Raw genomic sequence first — 15,386 nt, 5'->3', positions numbered from 1 at the left:
AACCAAAGGAGATTTCATCATGTCATCAGGTAAATACTGGCAGCGCTGCGCCGTCTTGCTGGCGCTGCCCACGCTCGCCTTCGCATCCGACGTCGAGCAACTCACCAAGAACCCCAAGAACTGGGCAATGCAGGCCGGCGGCATGGCCAACCAGCGCTATAGCGAACTGAAGGAAATCAACAAGGACAACGCCAAGACGCTGCAAGTGGCCTGGACCTTCTCCACCGGCGTGCTGCGCGGCCACGAAGGCGGTCCGCTGGTGGTGGGCGACACCATGTTCGTACACAGTCCCTTCCCCAATCAGGTCTATGCGCTGAACCTGGAAGACCAGAGCATCCGCTGGAAATACGAACCGAAGCAGGACCCCTCGGTGATTGCCGTCATGTGCTGCGACACGGTCAGCCGCGGCGTCGCCTATTCCGACGGCAAGGTGTTCCTGCAACAGGCCGACACCACCCTGGTGGCGCTGGACGCCAAGACCGGCAAGGAGCTCTGGAAAGTCGTCACCGGCGACCCGAAAAAAGGCGAAACCGCCACCAACACGCCGCACGTGTTCAAAGACAAAGTTGTCACCGGCATCAGCGGGGGCGAATTCGGCGTGCGCGGCCGCATCACCGCGTATGACATGAACACCGGCAAGCAGGTGTGGAAAGCGTTCAGCACCGGGCCCGATGAAGAAATGCTGATGAACCCGGCCACCACCATGACCTGGACCGACGGCAAGATGGCGCCGGTGGGCAAGGATTCGTCGCTGAAAACCTGGAAGGGCGACCAATGGAAAATCGGCGGCGGCACCACCTGGGGCTGGTACAGCTATGACCCACAGACGAACCTGATGTACTACGGCACTGGCAACCCGAGTACGTGGAATCCGCGCCAGCGTCCGGGCGACAATAAATGGTCGATGACGATTTTTGCGCGCAATCTCGACACCGGCGAAGCAAAGTGGGTGTACCAGATGACGCCGCACGACGAGTGGGATTACGACGGCGTCAACGAGATGATCCTGGCCGATATCAAGGTCAAGGGGCAAACCCGCAAGGCCCTGGTGCACTTCGACCGCAACGGTTTCGGCTACACGCTCGACCGCGTCACCGGCGATTTGCTGGTCGCCCAGAAATACGATCCGGTGGTGAACTGGGCCAGCCACGTTGACATGAAGAGCGGTCGCCCGATCGTCAATGCCAAGTACAGCACCGACCAAAACGGCCCGGACGTCAATAGCAAGGGCATCTGCCCGTCCGCACTGGGCACCAAGGACCAGCAACCGGCCAGCTACTCGCCGAAAACCGGCCTGTTCTATGTGCCGACCAACCACGTCTGCATGGATTACGAACCGTTCGCCATCGAATACACGGCCGGCCAGCCTTACGTGGGCTCGACCCTGTCGATGTACCCTGCGCCAGAAAGCCATGGCGGCATGGGCAACTTCATCGCCTGGGATGCCGGCACCGGCAAGGTGGTGTGGTCGAAACCGGAGAAATTTTCGGTCTGGAGCGGCGCCCTGTCGACGGCTGGCGACGTGGTGTTCTACGGCACCCTGGAAGGCTATATCAAGGCGGTGGACAACAAGGGCAAGGAGCTGTGGAAGTTCAAAACCCCGTCCGGCATCATCGGCAACGTCAACACCTGGGAATACAAGGGCAAGCAGTACATCGGCGTGCTGTCGGGCATTGGCGGCTGGGCCGGTATTGGTCTCGCAGCCGGTCTCGACAAGCCGAACGAAGGCCTCGGCGCGGTCGGTGGCTACAAGGATCTGGCCAAGTACACCAACCTGGGCGGCACCCTGACCGTGTTTGCACTGCCACCGAAATAAGCACCTGCACCAGCGCACGGCTGGACTCGATTCCAGCCGTGTGAACACACATAATTATTGGAGACAACAATGAAACTGCACGGCCTGGCGCTCCTGCTCGCCGCCAGCATGCCCATGGCGGCGCATGCCCACGATTTTCCAACTGCCGACCGCGTCGAATACGTCCTCGAATGCATGGTCGCGCACCAGAGCAAGCAGGAATATCTCTATAAATGTTCCTGCACGATCGACCAGATCGCCCAGGAAATGAACTACGACGAATTCGTCGAAAGTTCCACCGCCCTGCGCCACCAGGGCCTGAGCGGACCGCGCGGCGCCGAGTTCCGCGACCCCGGCGCCGGCAAGGCCATGGCCACCAAATACAAGGCGCTGCAGGACAAGGCGCGCAAAGCCTGCTATGTCCCGTAATCCGATGAGGAAGAACATGAAAATCCCGACTATTGTTATCGGCGTAGCTGCCGTCCTGCTTGCTGGCGCCGGCGCCGTCACACATGCCGCGCCGCCGCCCTATAAAGTCGTTGACGGCACCAAGGTCGATGGACAGACCCTGGCCGGCTGGAAAACCTGGCGCGCCATGGCGTGCGAACGCTGCCACGGCGCGGCACAGGAAGGCATGGTGGGCCCCTCTCTGGTGACCAGCCTCAAAACGCTGACGCCGGACGAATTCAAGAACACCGTGCTACACGGCCGCATCGTCAAGGGCATGCCGAATTTCGATGGCAGCAAGATGGTGGTCGACAACATCGACAACCTGTACGCCTACCTGCTGGGCCGCTCCGACGGTGCCATCAAACCGGGCCGGCTCGAGGAGATCGGGAAGTGAGCGCGCGCAAGATCCTGGCTGCTGCCTGCGCGCTGGTCGCGCTGGCGCCAGGCGCATCCGCGCAGTCGACACCGGCAGCGCCACAGGTGCTGCGCGTCTGCCAGGATCCCAACAACATGCCGTTTTCGAACCGCGAGCTGCAGGGTTTCGAAAACAAGATCGCCGCCTTGCTCGCTGCCGACCTGGGCTGGCAAATCGCGTACACCTGGTATCCGCAACGGATGGGCTTTATCCGCAACACGCTGCGCGCCAGGGAACCCGGTTCGGAGCAGTACAAATGCGACCTGGTCACGGGTGTCCCGTCCGGCTTCGACATGGGCGCCACCACGCAACCGTACTACCGCTCCACCTACGCCATGGCCTACGTCAAGGGTAAGGGGCTGGACGGCGTGCAAACGCTGGAGGACTTGCTCAAATTGCCCGCCGAGCGGCGCGCCACCCTGCGCCTGGGCGTCTTCGCCGGCTCGCCAGTGACCGACTGGCTGCTCGAACACGAGCTAATCGAACGCATGGTGCCGTACCAGCCGCAGTCGGGCGACCCGGCCGAGTATCCCGGTGAAATGGTTGAGAAAGACCTGGCCAAGGGCGCCATCGACATCGCCTTCATCTGGGGGCCGATCGCCGGCTATTTTGCCAGCCATGCGCCGAACGCGGCGATCGTCGCCATTCCGCTGGCGCCCCAGCCGGGGGTCCAGTTCGAATTCGATATCGCCATGGCCACGCGCTTCGGCGAAGCGGCCTACAAGCAAAAAATCGACGAGTCCATCGCACGCAACCGGCCCCAGATCAATGCGATCCTGGCGCAGTACGGCGTGCCGTTGTTGAACCCGCCGCCACGCTCGGCCGCACGTTAGCGAGGATGCGATGACCCATTCACGCTGGCGTGCCGGCGCCGCCGCTGCATTCCTGATGCTGGCCACGCAAGCCGCCGCCCAGGACATCTCGGTCGCCGAAACGCTGCTATTCCAGACCAGGCACCTGGGCAACGTACGTGCGCCCGCCACGCTGCGCTACAGCTTCCACAAGGCCGGTAGCGTCGAACCGGGTTTCGACGACCGGGTGCTGCTGGTGCTGTCCAACACCAGGCCGGCGGCGACCCTGCAATTTCTCACCGGCCCGCGCGAATATACGGCGCCGGCCGTGGACGAGCCGGAAGGCAACCCGGTTCTGCTCGGCTTCCTGGAACACGACATCGCCGGGATGCAGCGCCTGACCGGTGGCGCAAGCGCCTATTTTCGCAAGCGCATCCGGCTGGCGCTGGCCGGGTCGGCCCAAGTGCGTGCGCACCATTTTACGTACGACGGCAAGGAGGTCGATGGCCGCGAAATCGTCATCGAACCGTATGCCAACGATCCGATGCGCGCACGCTTCGAACAGTACGTTGGCAAGCGCTATACCTTCATCGTCAGCCCGCAGGTGCCGGGCGGCGTGTACCAGGTGCGCGCCGCGGCAGGCAGCCCGGCGCTGGTCGATGAAACGCTGACGCTGGTGGGTGCCGACCATTGACGCAGACGGGGGTGCCACGTGGCAGCGTTGAAAGTGTTTGTGTGCGACTACGCGCCCGCTAGGCTGGCGCCGGCGCTGCGCCACCAGGGCCAGATGATGCTGCACGCCCTGCTCGACGATTTGGGCAAGGTGCCCGGCATTGCCCTGGTCGCACCGGACGCACCGGGGTCGTTCCAGCGCCGCTTCGACGCCAGCGTGCAGGCGGCCGATGCGGTCTGGCCACTGGCGCCGGCAGCGGGCGGTATGCTCGAGCGCCTGTCGCGCCAGGTGTTGCGCCATGAACGCATCCTGCTGGGCAGCAAGCCGCCGGCGCTGCGGGTGGCGGCCAGCCGCCTGCGCACCTCGCGCATGCTGGCGCGCGCCGGCATCGCCGTGGTGCCAACCTTCGCGCCCGCCCAGCCGCGCCCGGCCGTGCGCGGGGCCTGGGTGGTCAAGCCGGACGACGGCGCCGATCTCGACGACACCCGCATTTTTCCGGGCGCCGACGCCGCGCTGGCCTGGGTCGGTGCGCGCGCAGGCGGCTGCTACGTGCTGCAACCGTTTATTCCGGGCAAGCTGGGCAGCCTGTCGCTGCTGTGCCGCGATGGCGCCGCGCAGCTGCTCGGCTGCAACGAGCAGCGCGTGGCCGTGCGCGATAACCAGTTCCACTTGCTTGGCACCACGGTCAACAGCTGGCCCGACAGCGCCGGCGACTTCGCGCGCCTGGCACAGGCAGTGGCCGCGGCCATGCCGGGCCTGTGGGGTCATGTGGGCGTTGATTTCGTGCTGGCCGAGCATGGCGTGGTGGTGCTGGCCGTCACGGCCCGCGTGACGGCGTCGTATGCCGGTCTGCATGCGTCGATCGGGTGCAACCCGGCGGCGCTGGTGTTCGACCTGCTGGCGCCGCCAGAGGGTCGAACACCAGCGCCGCGTACATGGGCCAAACCGCTGGCCGTCAGTGTCGACGTAGCGGCGTTCGCCTCAGTGCAGGACAGCCTTGGCCGGATTGGTGATATTCAGGCGCTGCACCTTGCGATATAACGTGTTGCGGCTGATTTTGAGTTGCCGGGCCAGCGTCGACATATTCCAGCCGTGGCGCGTCAGTTCCAGCACCAGCGCCTGGCGTTCGGCGCACTCGAGCGGATTGAGCTCGGTGGCAGGATCGGCGTCCGGCGCCGCCGCAGCCGCTGTGGCCGGCACCAGTGCGGCAAACTCCGGCGGCAAGTCGTCGAGCGTCAGCAAGTCGGTTTCGCGCAGCGCAATCATGCTGCGCAGCATGTGACGCAGCTGGCGCAAATTGCCTGGCCAAGGATGGTGTTCCAGTGCCGCCAGCAAGGGCTCGTCCAGCACGACGGCCGCGTCGCTTTCGCTTTCTTGCACGGCCAGGTGCAGGATCAGTTCGCGCCGGTCGGTGCGGGCACGCAGTGGCGGCATCGTGATGCTGACCCCGTGCAAGCGATAAAACAGGTCTTCGCGGAATTCTTTCGCGGCGATGCGCGCCTGCAAGTCGCAGTGGGTGGCGCTGATCAGGCGAATGTCGAGTTTCACCGGCACCTCGCCGCCGAGCGGCACCACTTCGCGTTCCTCGATCACGCGCAGCAAACGCGTTTGCAGCGCCACCGGCATGTCGCCGATTTCATCGAGGAACAGGGTGCCGCCGTTCGCATGCAGGATCTTGCCGGCGTGGCCCTCCTTGCGCGCCCCCGTGAAGGCGCCCGGCACGTAGCCGAACAGTTCGCTTTCGATCAGCGCTTCCGGAATCGATGCGCAATTGATGGCCACAAAAGGTTGACTGGCGCGACTGCCGGAGCGGTGCAGCGCCTGCGCAAACACTTCCTTGCCGGTACCGGTTTCGCCCAGCAGCATGACCGGCACATTGCGCTCGACGACACGCTGGGCGATTTGCACGTTGTGCAGCAGTTGCGGGTCGCCAAAGTGCAGGCGGTCGAGGGCATTCTCAGCCGCCGGAGCTGCTGGCTGGCGCGTGGCGCGCTGGACCGGCACGGGGGCATAGCTGACCGCAAAAAAACGCGCGCCGTTGCGGTTCTCGAAAATCGGCACGGGATGAAATGCCTTTTTGACGCTGCAATCGACCAGGCCGGCAAACGAAATATTGAACAGCTCGGTGATATCGCGTCCCACCACATCGGCCGGGCCGGGGAAGCCCAGCAGCAGCAAGGCGCGCCGCGTCGCCGCCAGCACCTGGCCGCTGCCGCTCAGGGCGATCGCGCCTTCACTGAGGGTGCCGACAAATTCCGGCCGGTTGTGGAAACGCAGGATGTAGTTGTCGCGGAACTGGTGCAAAAAAACGCGGTTTTCGATCATTTGCACCGAGGCGCTGACCAGCGCCAGCGTGTGCTGCTGGGCCAGGCGCGATTCGCCGGATGCGTCCAGCACCGCCACCAGTTCGCCGCCATGGTTGAAGATGGGCGCAGCCGAACAGGACAGGCCGATATTACGCGATAAATAATGCTCTTCCTGGTGCACGGAAATCGGGCGCCGTTCGACCAGGCAGGTGCCCATGCCGTTGGTCCCCTGCACCCGTTCGCTCCAGATGGCGCCTTGCATCAGGCCGGTTCTGGAAGCGGCGTGGGTGAAACCGGGGTCGCCGAAAAAGTTCAGCAGCACGCCGTCGCGGTCGGTCAGCATGATGGCGTAGCCGGAACCGGCCAGTTGCTGGTACAGGTTCGCCATTTCGGCTTCGGCCACCGTGCGCAGGTCGGCCAGGCCGTCCTGGCGCGCCTGCAGTTCGATGTGGCTGACGACTTCGGGATCGTGGTGGCTGTCGGGGTCGAGCCGGTAATCGTTCAGGCAGCGGACCCATGACTTGGTGATGCAACTGCCGCCGGCAGCCACTGTCGACGATTCACGCCCGCTACGACGCTGGACGATAGAACGCACTCGGTTGCCGTGCTCCGCGGCAAAATTGCTCATGCTGTCTCCTCGGTCCGGTGGCTGTCGCCGCGCTGGTTTCCCGCGCGGCGGCGCCATTTTTATGGACTGTTATCGCATTGATGTAAATGACATGCTCATTGACCGAGAATACTCTTTTGTTCTGCGCAGATCACCTTAAATTACAAAAGTTTGACGTTTCGCAGTTCTTGCTTCAAAAAATCATGGGCACTTGCGTGCCGCACAGCGCGCCGTCGTAACCGGGCAAGGCGGCAATCGTTTGCTTGAACGCGGCACTGGTCATGACCTCTTGCGCAGCGCGCAGCATGGGCGTGCCCAGGGCGTCAAGGCGGCAGGCCAGAAAATACTGTTCGCGGATGACGGGCAGAAAATCGAGCTGGAAGCGGCGCGCCGCCGTTTCGACGCCGAAGCCGGCGTCGGCCATGCCGCTGGCGACGAACGCGGCCACCGCTGCATGCGTGAATTCGGCGCTGTCATAGCCGGCAATGGCGGCCTTGTCGACGCCGGCGCCGGCCAGCAGCAGGTCGAGCAGCACGCGCGTGCCGGAACCGTGCTGGCGGTTCACGAAGCGCAGCCCCGGCTGGGCCAGGCCGGCCAGGCCGGCGATGCTGAGCGGGTTGCCCTTCGCGACAAAGATGCCCTGGGTGCGACAGGCCAGGTGCAGCAGCGCGTGCTGCTTCGGCCGCAGCCAGTGCGTGTAGCTGCTGGCCGCCGCCGCGCTCAGTTCGCCCACCGGGATGTGGAAGCCGGCCAGGTCGCATTCGCCGCGCGCCAGCGCTGCCACCGCTTCGGTACTGCCGCGATATTTGACGTCGACCGCGATGCCCTGCTGCGCCAGTTGCGCCACCAGCGCGGCAATCGCGAAGCCGTGTGAGGCGTGGATGCGCAGCGCCTGCGGCGCCGGGTTGGGCAGCACGCTGGCCAGTTCCTGCTGCAGTTCGGAGGCCAGGCTGTCGAGCAGCGGCGTCAGGCGCGCTGCGATGCGTTTGTCGGCCCACAGCAGCTTTTCGGCCAACGGCGACAGCACCGTGCCGCTGCCGCGCACCTTGACCACCAGCTCGGCGCCGAACTGGGTGCTGAACGCGCGCAGCAAGCCCCACGCGTGGCGGTAGGAATAGCCGCATGCCGCCGCCGCCCGGGTAATGCTGCCCAGTTGGTCGACCGCCGCCAGCAGCGCCAGCAGCGCCGGCAAGGCGGTGGCCACGCCGTCGTCGCCGCGCAACGCCCAGTTCGGCTGGATTTCAACCTTCATGCAAAACTGTTCATATTGAATCCGTTTTTATTGGGTGCTACTGTAAATAAAAACAATCTGTCGTGATTTATATATGTTTTAAGGAACATATTCAAGACAGTCAACAGGAGACACGATGCATCCCATCTCACCCGAAGCCAGGGTCGACGCCATCCTCGCTGCGCGCACGGCCGGCCCCGACCAGCTGCTGCCCACCCTGCATGCTATCCAGGACACGCTCGGCTTCATCCCGACCGAAACGGTGGCGGCGATCGCGGCGTCGTTCAACCTGTCGCGCGCCGAAGTGCATGGCGTGCTCACCTTCTACCACCACTTCCGCAGCACGGCGCCGGCGCGCCATGTGGTGCAGCTGTGCCGGGCCGAAGCCTGCCAGAGCATGGGCGCCGACGCGCTGCTGGCCCACGCCGAGCAGGCGCTCGGTTGCAGCCTGCATGGTCGGCATGGCAGTTTCGCACTGGAGCCGGTGTACTGCCTGGGCCAATGCGCGACGGCGCCGGCGATGATGGTGGGCGACGTCGTGCACGCGCGCGTCACGCCCGCGCGCTTTGACAGAATCGTTGCGCGCCTGGAGGAGCCGGCATGATGCACGTCTATGTACCGCGCGATTCGACCGCGCTGGCGCTGGGCGCCGACGATGTCGCCGATGCCATCGCCCTGGAAGCGGCCCGGCGCGGCGTCGACGTCACCATCGTGCGCAACGGCACCCGCGGCATGCTGTGGCTCGAACCGCTGGTGGAAGTGCAGACCGCGCTGGGCCGCGTCGGCTTTGGTCGGGTCGAAGCAGGCGACGTCGCCGCGCTGTTCGACGCCGGTTTTCAGGGCGACCATCCACTGGCGCTGGGACTGGTCGATGCCATTCCTTACCTGGCGCGCCAAAACCGTCTGACCTTTGCCCGCGCCGGCATCACCGACCCGCTGTCGCTGCCCGACTACGAAGCCCACGACGGCTACCGCGGCTTGCGCAATGCGCTGGCCATGGCCCCGGCCGACATCGTCGCCACCGTGACGGCGTCCGGCCTGCGCGGGCGCGGCGGCGCAGCCTTCCCCACCGGGATCAAGTGGAACACGGTGCTGCGCGCGCCCGGCGCACAAAAATACATCGTCTGCAATGCCGACGAGGGTGACTCCGGCACCTTTGCCGACCGCATCGTGATGGAAGCCGATCCGTTCATGCTGATCGAAGGGATGACGATTGCCGGCCTGGCCGTGAATGCCACGCGCGGCTATATCTACGTGCGCAGCGAGTACCCGCACGCGATCTCGATGCTGAACGCCGCCATCGCGCAGGCAGAGCTGCATGGCTACCTGGGGGCCGACATTCTCGGCGCCGGCCGTGCGTTTCACCTCGAAGTGCGAAAAGGCGCCGGCGCCTACATCTGCGGCGAAGAGACGGCGCTGCTGGAAAGCCTGGAAGGCAAGCGCGGCATCGTGCGCGCCAAGCCGCCACTGCCCGCCCTGTCCGGCCTGTTCGGCCAACCGACCGTCATCAACAATGTGCTGTCGCTGGCGGCCGTACCGCTCATCCTAGACAAGGGCGCGTCCTTTTACCAGGACTTCGGCATGGGCCGTTCGCGCGGCACCCTGGCCGTGCAGCTGGCCGGGAACATCAAACAGGGCGGCCTGATCGAGCTGGCGTTCGGCGTGACGCTGCGCGAGATCCTGTACGACTTCGGCGGCGGCAGTGCATCGGGCCGACCGATCAAGGCGGTGCAGGTGGGCGGCCCGCTGGGCGCCTATCTGCCAGCGTCGGAGTGGGACACGCCACTCGATTACGAAGCGTTTGCCGCACTGTGGGCCGTGCTGGGCCACGGTGGCATCGTGGTGCATGACGACAGCGCCGACATGGCCAAACTGGCGCGCTACGCCATGGCATTTTGCGCCATCGAGTCGTGCGGCAAATGCACGCCTTGCCGCATCGGTTCCACGCGCGGCGTGGAACTTATTGACAACATTCGCGACAAGATCCGCGCTGGCGGCGGCGTCCAACAGGTGATCCTGCTGCGCGACCTGTGCGACACCATGCTGCATGGCTCCCTGTGCGCGATGGGCGGCATGACACCGTATCCCGTGCTGTCGGCCCTGAACCACTTCCCGCAAGACTTCGGCGATGTCCAGCAACAGCACGCCGCTTAGGAGAACATCATGATCGAAACGATCCTCAGCCGCGACCTCGGCACGCCCATCAGCCTGGCCACCGAATTGATTACCTTGACCATCGACGGCAGCGCGGTGACCGTCCCCGCCGGCACGTCGGTCATGCGCGCGGCGGCACTCGGCGCCATTAACATCCCGAAACTGTGCGCCACCGACAGCCTCGAGCCGTTCGGCTCATGCCGACTGTGCCTGGTCGAAATCGAAGGGCGGCGCGGCTATCCGGCATCGTGCACGACGCCGGTCGAAGCAGGGATGGTGGTGCGCACACAGTCGAACAAACTGCAGCAGTTGAGGAAGGGCGTGATGGAGCTGTACATCTCCGACCACCCGCTCGACTGCCTCACCTGCCCGGCCAACGGCAACTGCGAACTGCAGGACATGGCCGGCGTAACCGGCCTGCGCGAAGTACGTTATGGGTACGACGGCGCGAATCACCTGGCGCTCAAAAAAGATGAATCGAATCCCTACTTCACGTTCGACTCGTCCAAATGCATCGTCTGCAACCGCTGCGTGCGCGCCTGCGAAGAAACCCAGGGCACCTTCGCCTTGACCATCTCCGGCCGCGGGTTCGATGCGCGCGTCTCGGCCGGCCAGGACGAAACGTTCATGGCGTCCGAATGCGTCTCGTGCGGCGCCTGCGTGGAGGCCTGCCCCACCGCGACACTGACCGAAAAATCCATCATCTGGCTGGGCCAGGCCGAACACAAGATCACCACCACCTGCGCCTACTGCGGCGTGGGCTGCTCGCTCGACGCCGAAATGAAAGGCAACCAAGTGGTGCGCATGGTGCCCACCAAAACCGGCAAGGCCAACGAAGGCCATGCCTGCGTCAAGGGCCGCTTCGCCTGGGGCTATGCGACGCACAAGGACCGCATCACGAAGCCGATGATCCGCGCTAAAATCACCGATCCGTGGCGTGAGGTGTCGTGGGATGAAGCGCTCGATTACGCGGCGTCCGAATTCAGGCGCATCCAGGCCAAACATGGCGTCGATGCGATCGGCGGCATCGTCTCGTCGCGCTGCACCAACGAAGAAGGTTATCTCGTACAAAAGCTGGTGCGCGCGGCCTTCGGCAACAACAACGTCGACACCTGCGCGCGCGTGTGCCACTCGCCCACCGGCTACGGCTTAAAACAGACGCTGGGCGAATCGGCCGGCACGCAAACCTTCAAATCGGTGGAACAGGCCGACGTCATCATGGTCATCGGCGCCAATCCCACCGATGGCCACCCGGTGTTCGCTTCGCGCATGAAGAAGCGCCTACGCCAGGGCGCGAAATTGATCGTCATCGATCCGCGCCGTATCGACCTGGTGAAATCGCCCCACATCGAAGCGCAGTATCACCTGCAACTGCGCCCGGGGACGAATGTGGCCATGGTCAGTTCGCTGGCCCACGTGATTGTCAGCGAAGGTTTGTTGGACGAAGCATTCATCGCCGCGCGCTGCGACGCGCGCGCGTTCGACCAGTGGCGCGCTTTTGTGCTCCAGCCCGAAAATTCTCCCGAGCAGATGGCAGCGATCACCGGCGTGCCGGCGCAGCAGGTACGCGAAGCGGCGCGCCTGTTTGCCGCGGCCGGCAACGGCGCCATTTATTATGGCCTGGGCGTGACGGAACACGCGCAAGGCTCGACCGCCGTGATGGGCATCGCCAACCTCGCGATGGCGACCGGGAACATCGGGCGCGACGGCGTCGGCGTCAATCCGCTGCGCGGCCAGAACAATGTGCAGGGCTCGTGCGACATCGGCTCCTTCCCGCACGAACTGCCCGGCTACCGCCATGTGTCAGACAGCACCGTGCGCATGCAGTTCGAAGCGGCGTGGGGCGTCGAACTGCAGGCCGAACCCGGCCTGCGCATCCCGAACATGTTCGAAGCGGCACTCGACGGCAGCTTCATGGGCCTGTACTGCCAGGGCGAGGACATCGTCCAGTCCGACCCGAACACGCAGCACGTCACGGCCGCGCTGGCGGCGATGGAATGCATCGTGGTGCAGGACATTTTTTTAAACGAGACCGCCAAGTATGCGCACGTGCTGCTGCCCGGTTCCTCGTTCCTGGAAAAGGACGGCACGTTCACGAATGCGGAGCGGCGCATCTCGCGCGTGCGCAAGGTGATGCCGCCGCAGGCTGGTTACGCCGACTGGGAAGTGACGGTGGCGCTGTCGAACCGCCTTGGCTACCCGATGACGTACACGCATCCGTCCGAGATCATGGATGAAATCGCGCGCCTGACACCGACCTTTGCGGGCGTGAGTTACGCGCGGCTCGACCAGATGGGCAGCCTGCAGTGGCCTGTCAACGACCTGGCGCCGGACGGCACGCCGACCATGCATATGGACGCCTTCGTGCGCGGCAAGGGGCGCTTCATCATCACGCAATATGTCGCCACCGATGAAAAAGTGACGAAAAAATATCCGCTGATTTTGACGACCGGTCGCATCCTGTCCCAGTACAACGTGGGGGCGCAAACCAGAAGGACCGAGAACGTGCGCTGGCATGCCGAAGACCGCCTGGAGATCCATCCGCACGATGCCGAGGAGCGCGGCATCGAGGATGGCGCATGGGTCGGCATTCACAGCCGCGCCGGCGAGACGGTGTTGCGCGCCCAGGTCACCGAACGCATGCAGCCCGGCGTGGTCTACACCACCTTCCACTTCCCCGAATCGGGCGCGAATGTCATCACCACCGAGAATTCCGACTGGGCCACCAACTGCCCTGAATACAAGGTGACGGCGGTGCAGGTGATGCCGGTGCAGCAGCAGTCCGCCTGGCAGCTGGAATACGCGACGTTCAACGAAGAACAATTGAAGTTGGCAGACACGGCGGCTGCGCTATGAACATCGAACACCTGGTCACCATGGCCAACCAGATCGGCACCTTCTTTGCGTCGTACCCGGATCGCGCCGAGGCATCGACGGAAATCGCCAGTCATCTGAAACGGTTCTGGGCGCCGCGCATGCGCCAGCAGCTGTTTGCCCACATCGATGCGGAACATGGCGCGGGTCTATCGCCATTGGTCCTGGAGGCGATTGCGGCGCACCGCGGCGAGCGGGCCACGCCACCACCGCCGGGCAGCGACGCCGGTTAATTGCGACCGAGGACCAGGCGCAAGCTGGTCGTCAAACCTGGTGGCGCTTCGACCAGTACCGCGTCCGGCGCCACTTGTTGTGCCAGGCGCTGCGCGGTCCCAAGCAAGGCTGGTCGATACTCGATGCGCGTGCGCCGTACGCCAAAGCCGACCTCGTTACTCAGCCGCACCACGCGCAGGGCCGGATCGCGCACCCGCCGCGCGGTGGCGCGGGCCGCGCCTGGCACGCCGTTACCGTTCGCGATATCGAGCGTTGCCGATGCCGGCACGCTGACAGGCGCCACATCGCTGCGCTGCAAGGTCAGCAAACCGTCGGCGCCGGTGACCAGCGTGACTTTCGCCCAGTCGTCGTCGGGCGTGTCTGCCAGAGCTGCATCGGCCCGCACGTCGTGTTTGAGCAGGGCCAGCCCCTGGCGTTGCATGCGCAGCGCGCGCGCCAGGTCGCCGATTTTTTCCAGCGTCGCCGACAGACGCTGCCAGGCCTGCGCGTTGGCCGGGTCGAGCAGGCAGGCGCGCTGCTGCACCTGTTGCGCGGCGCCATACTGGCCGTCCAGGTAATAGGCGTAGCCAAGATTGCTGAATAACCAGGCTGCACGGTCGAATTGCGCCGTCAAACCTTCCCAGAGGGCGATGGCGGCCTTGAGGTCGCCCTGCTCGGCCAGGGCCGTCGCCAGGCCGTTGCGCGCGTTGAGGTGCTGCGGATCGGTCAGCAGAGCCGTCCGGTACAGGCGGATCGCCTCCGCATTGCTGCGCGCCAACTGGTGCTGGCGGCCCATCAGGTAGGCGTCATCGGCGCCGAGACCGGGCCATGTCATGGGACGGTCCAGCGATGTGCAGGAGAGCAGCAGGCACGCGCTGCACAGCACGCCCAGACGGCCCCGCAACCAGGGAGTACGCACGGCCTTCAAGGGTTGCCACCCAACATGGCCGGCCCCAGCGTGCGGCTGATCTGGATACCCGCCGGTCCCAGCAGCACCATCAGCAAGGTCGGGAAAATGCAGAAAATCAGCGGAAACAGGAGTTTCAGGCCGATCTTGGCCGCACATTCCTCGGCCATGACGCGGCGCTTGTGGCGCAGGTTGTCGGAATGCACCCGCAGCGAATCGCCCATGCTGGTGCCGAAGCGTTCGGACTGGATCAGCATCGCCACCAGGGCATCGATGTCGTCGATGCCGACCCGCAGCGCGAAGTTGCGCAGCGCTTTCTCCTTGGTGAAGCCGGCGCGCATTTCCATCAGCACCAGTTGCAGTTCGTGGGCCAGCGGCACGCTCCTGATCTGGATTTCGGCCGCGACCTTGACCATGGCACGCTCCAGGCTCAGGCCCGCCTCGACGCACACCGTCAACAGGTCCAGCGCATCGGGCAGAGTTTCAAAAATGTCGCGCTGGCGCCGTGTCGCGATCCGGTGCAGCACGACGTTCGGCAAATAATAACCAAACGCCGCGCTGGCCAGGAATATCAGCAGCATTTGCAGGCCAGGCAGCGGCAAGTGGGTGAAGGCCAGCAGCAGCGCGATCACGGCCGGTATGCCCAGCGCCAGCGCGGTCTTCGACGCGAAGTACAGTGTCGGCGCGACCGGATTGCGCCAGCCGGCATTCATGAAGCGGGTGCGCAACGCCGATTTTTCCCAGCCCTCTTCCGGCACCGACAGTTTGGTCAACGGCTGGGCCAGCCTCGCCACCCGCTCGACCCAGCCCGGCTCCTGCAGGGCGGGCGCCTCGGTCTTGCGGCCCAGGAAGCGCTGCAGGCGCCCGCGCAAGACGTCCGGGGCGAACAGCCACACGCCAAGGGCGGCCAGGCTCACGATCACGACGAAGACGATCGACAGGAAAGCAAACTGTGCGGCGCTCATGGCGG

14 protein-coding genes are annotated in these 15,386 nt (G+C 64.9%); 10 read left to right on the top strand and 4 right to left on the bottom strand.

The genetic code is table 11. The features are described 5' to 3' along the window. Positions 1–19 precede the first annotated feature (19 nt). The 6 genes from V6M87_RS07925 (at position 20) to V6M87_RS07900 (ending at position 5,165) form a co-directional block, all read left to right on the top strand. Positions 20–1,816 (top strand): methanol/ethanol family PQQ-dependent dehydrogenase, encoded by a 1,797-nt coding sequence (locus V6M87_RS07925; protein WP_332876058.1) that lies wholly within the window; start codon positions 20–22, stop codon positions 1,814–1,816. Between the two features lie 69 nt (positions 1,817–1,885). Continuing rightward, a complete protein-coding gene (locus tag V6M87_RS07920) occupies positions 1,886–2,224 on the top strand; it encodes a hypothetical protein (protein WP_332876056.1) in 339 nt (112 codons plus the stop codon). A gap of 16 nt (positions 2,225–2,240) precedes the next feature. Next, positions 2,241–2,639, top strand: a complete 399-nt coding sequence (locus V6M87_RS07915) for a c-type cytochrome (protein ID WP_332876054.1) — start codon at positions 2,241–2,243, stop codon at positions 2,637–2,639. Next, entirely contained in the window at positions 2,636–3,493 is an 858-nt protein-coding gene (locus tag V6M87_RS07910; protein WP_332876053.1) for a quinoprotein dehydrogenase-associated putative ABC transporter substrate-binding protein, read from the top strand. The genes V6M87_RS07915 and V6M87_RS07910 overlap by 4 nt, the downstream gene beginning before the upstream one ends. Before the next feature lie 10 nt (positions 3,494–3,503). After that, complete coding sequence (locus tag V6M87_RS07905) at positions 3,504–4,145, top strand: hypothetical protein (protein ID WP_332876052.1); 642 nt, start codon at positions 3,504–3,506, stop codon at positions 4,143–4,145. Positions 4,146–4,163: 18 nt separating this feature from the next. After that, the gene (locus tag V6M87_RS07900; RefSeq protein WP_332876051.1) at positions 4,164–5,165 is read left to right on the top strand and encodes an ATP-grasp domain-containing protein; all 1,002 of its coding nucleotides are present in this window, start codon (positions 4,164–4,166) and stop codon (positions 5,163–5,165) included. On the opposite strand, the gene V6M87_RS07895 is transcribed toward V6M87_RS07900, so the two are convergent. Further along, complete coding sequence (locus V6M87_RS07895) at positions 5,106–7,058, bottom strand: sigma-54-dependent Fis family transcriptional regulator (protein WP_332876050.1); 1,953 nt, start codon at positions 7,056–7,058, stop codon at positions 5,106–5,108. The genes V6M87_RS07900 and V6M87_RS07895 overlap by 60 nt on opposite strands. A 172-nt stretch (positions 7,059–7,230) precedes the next feature. Then, the gene (locus tag V6M87_RS07890; RefSeq protein WP_332876049.1) at positions 7,231–8,289 is read right to left on the bottom strand and encodes a substrate-binding domain-containing protein; all 1,059 of its coding nucleotides are present in this window, start codon (positions 8,287–8,289) and stop codon (positions 7,231–7,233) included. Positions 8,290–8,404: 115 nt separating this feature from the next. Between V6M87_RS07890 and V6M87_RS07885 the strand changes: the two genes are divergently transcribed. From V6M87_RS07885 to V6M87_RS07870, 4 genes are read left to right on the top strand one after another with little or no spacing between them, the layout of a single operon-like run. Beyond that, positions 8,405–8,872, top strand: a complete 468-nt coding sequence (locus V6M87_RS07885) for a formate dehydrogenase subunit gamma (RefSeq protein WP_332876048.1) — start codon at positions 8,405–8,407, stop codon at positions 8,870–8,872. Then, entirely contained in the window at positions 8,869–10,422 is a 1,554-nt protein-coding gene (locus V6M87_RS07880) for a formate dehydrogenase beta subunit (RefSeq protein WP_332876047.1), read from the top strand. The genes V6M87_RS07885 and V6M87_RS07880 overlap by 4 nt, the downstream gene beginning before the upstream one ends. A 9-nt stretch (positions 10,423–10,431) precedes the next feature. Continuing rightward, positions 10,432–13,278, top strand: coding sequence for a formate dehydrogenase subunit alpha (gene fdhF, locus V6M87_RS07875; RefSeq protein WP_332876046.1), 2,847 nt, complete (start codon positions 10,432–10,434; stop codon positions 13,276–13,278). Next, entirely contained in the window at positions 13,275–13,529 is a 255-nt protein-coding gene (locus tag V6M87_RS07870) for a formate dehydrogenase subunit delta (protein WP_332876045.1), read from the top strand. The genes fdhF and V6M87_RS07870 overlap by 4 nt, the downstream gene beginning before the upstream one ends. On the opposite strand, the gene V6M87_RS07865 is transcribed toward V6M87_RS07870, so the two are convergent. Next, the gene (locus V6M87_RS07865; RefSeq protein ID WP_332876044.1) at positions 13,526–14,344 is read right to left on the bottom strand and encodes a tetratricopeptide repeat protein; all 819 of its coding nucleotides are present in this window, start codon (positions 14,342–14,344) and stop codon (positions 13,526–13,528) included. The genes V6M87_RS07870 and V6M87_RS07865 overlap by 4 nt on opposite strands. Positions 14,345–14,433: 89 nt before the next feature. After that, on the bottom strand, positions 14,434–15,381 hold the full coding sequence (locus V6M87_RS07860; protein ID WP_332876043.1) for a type II secretion system F family protein: 948 nt from the start codon (positions 15,379–15,381) through the stop codon (positions 14,434–14,436). Positions 15,382–15,386 lie beyond the last annotated feature (5 nt).

This window comes from Massilia sp. S19_KUP03_FR1, from assembly GCF_036688685.1.
Lineage (GTDB): Bacteria > Pseudomonadota > Gammaproteobacteria > Burkholderiales > Burkholderiaceae_D > JALYUM01.
The sequence above is the reverse complement of the archived record's forward strand: the minus strand, read 5'-3'. Positions and strand labels throughout refer to the sequence as shown.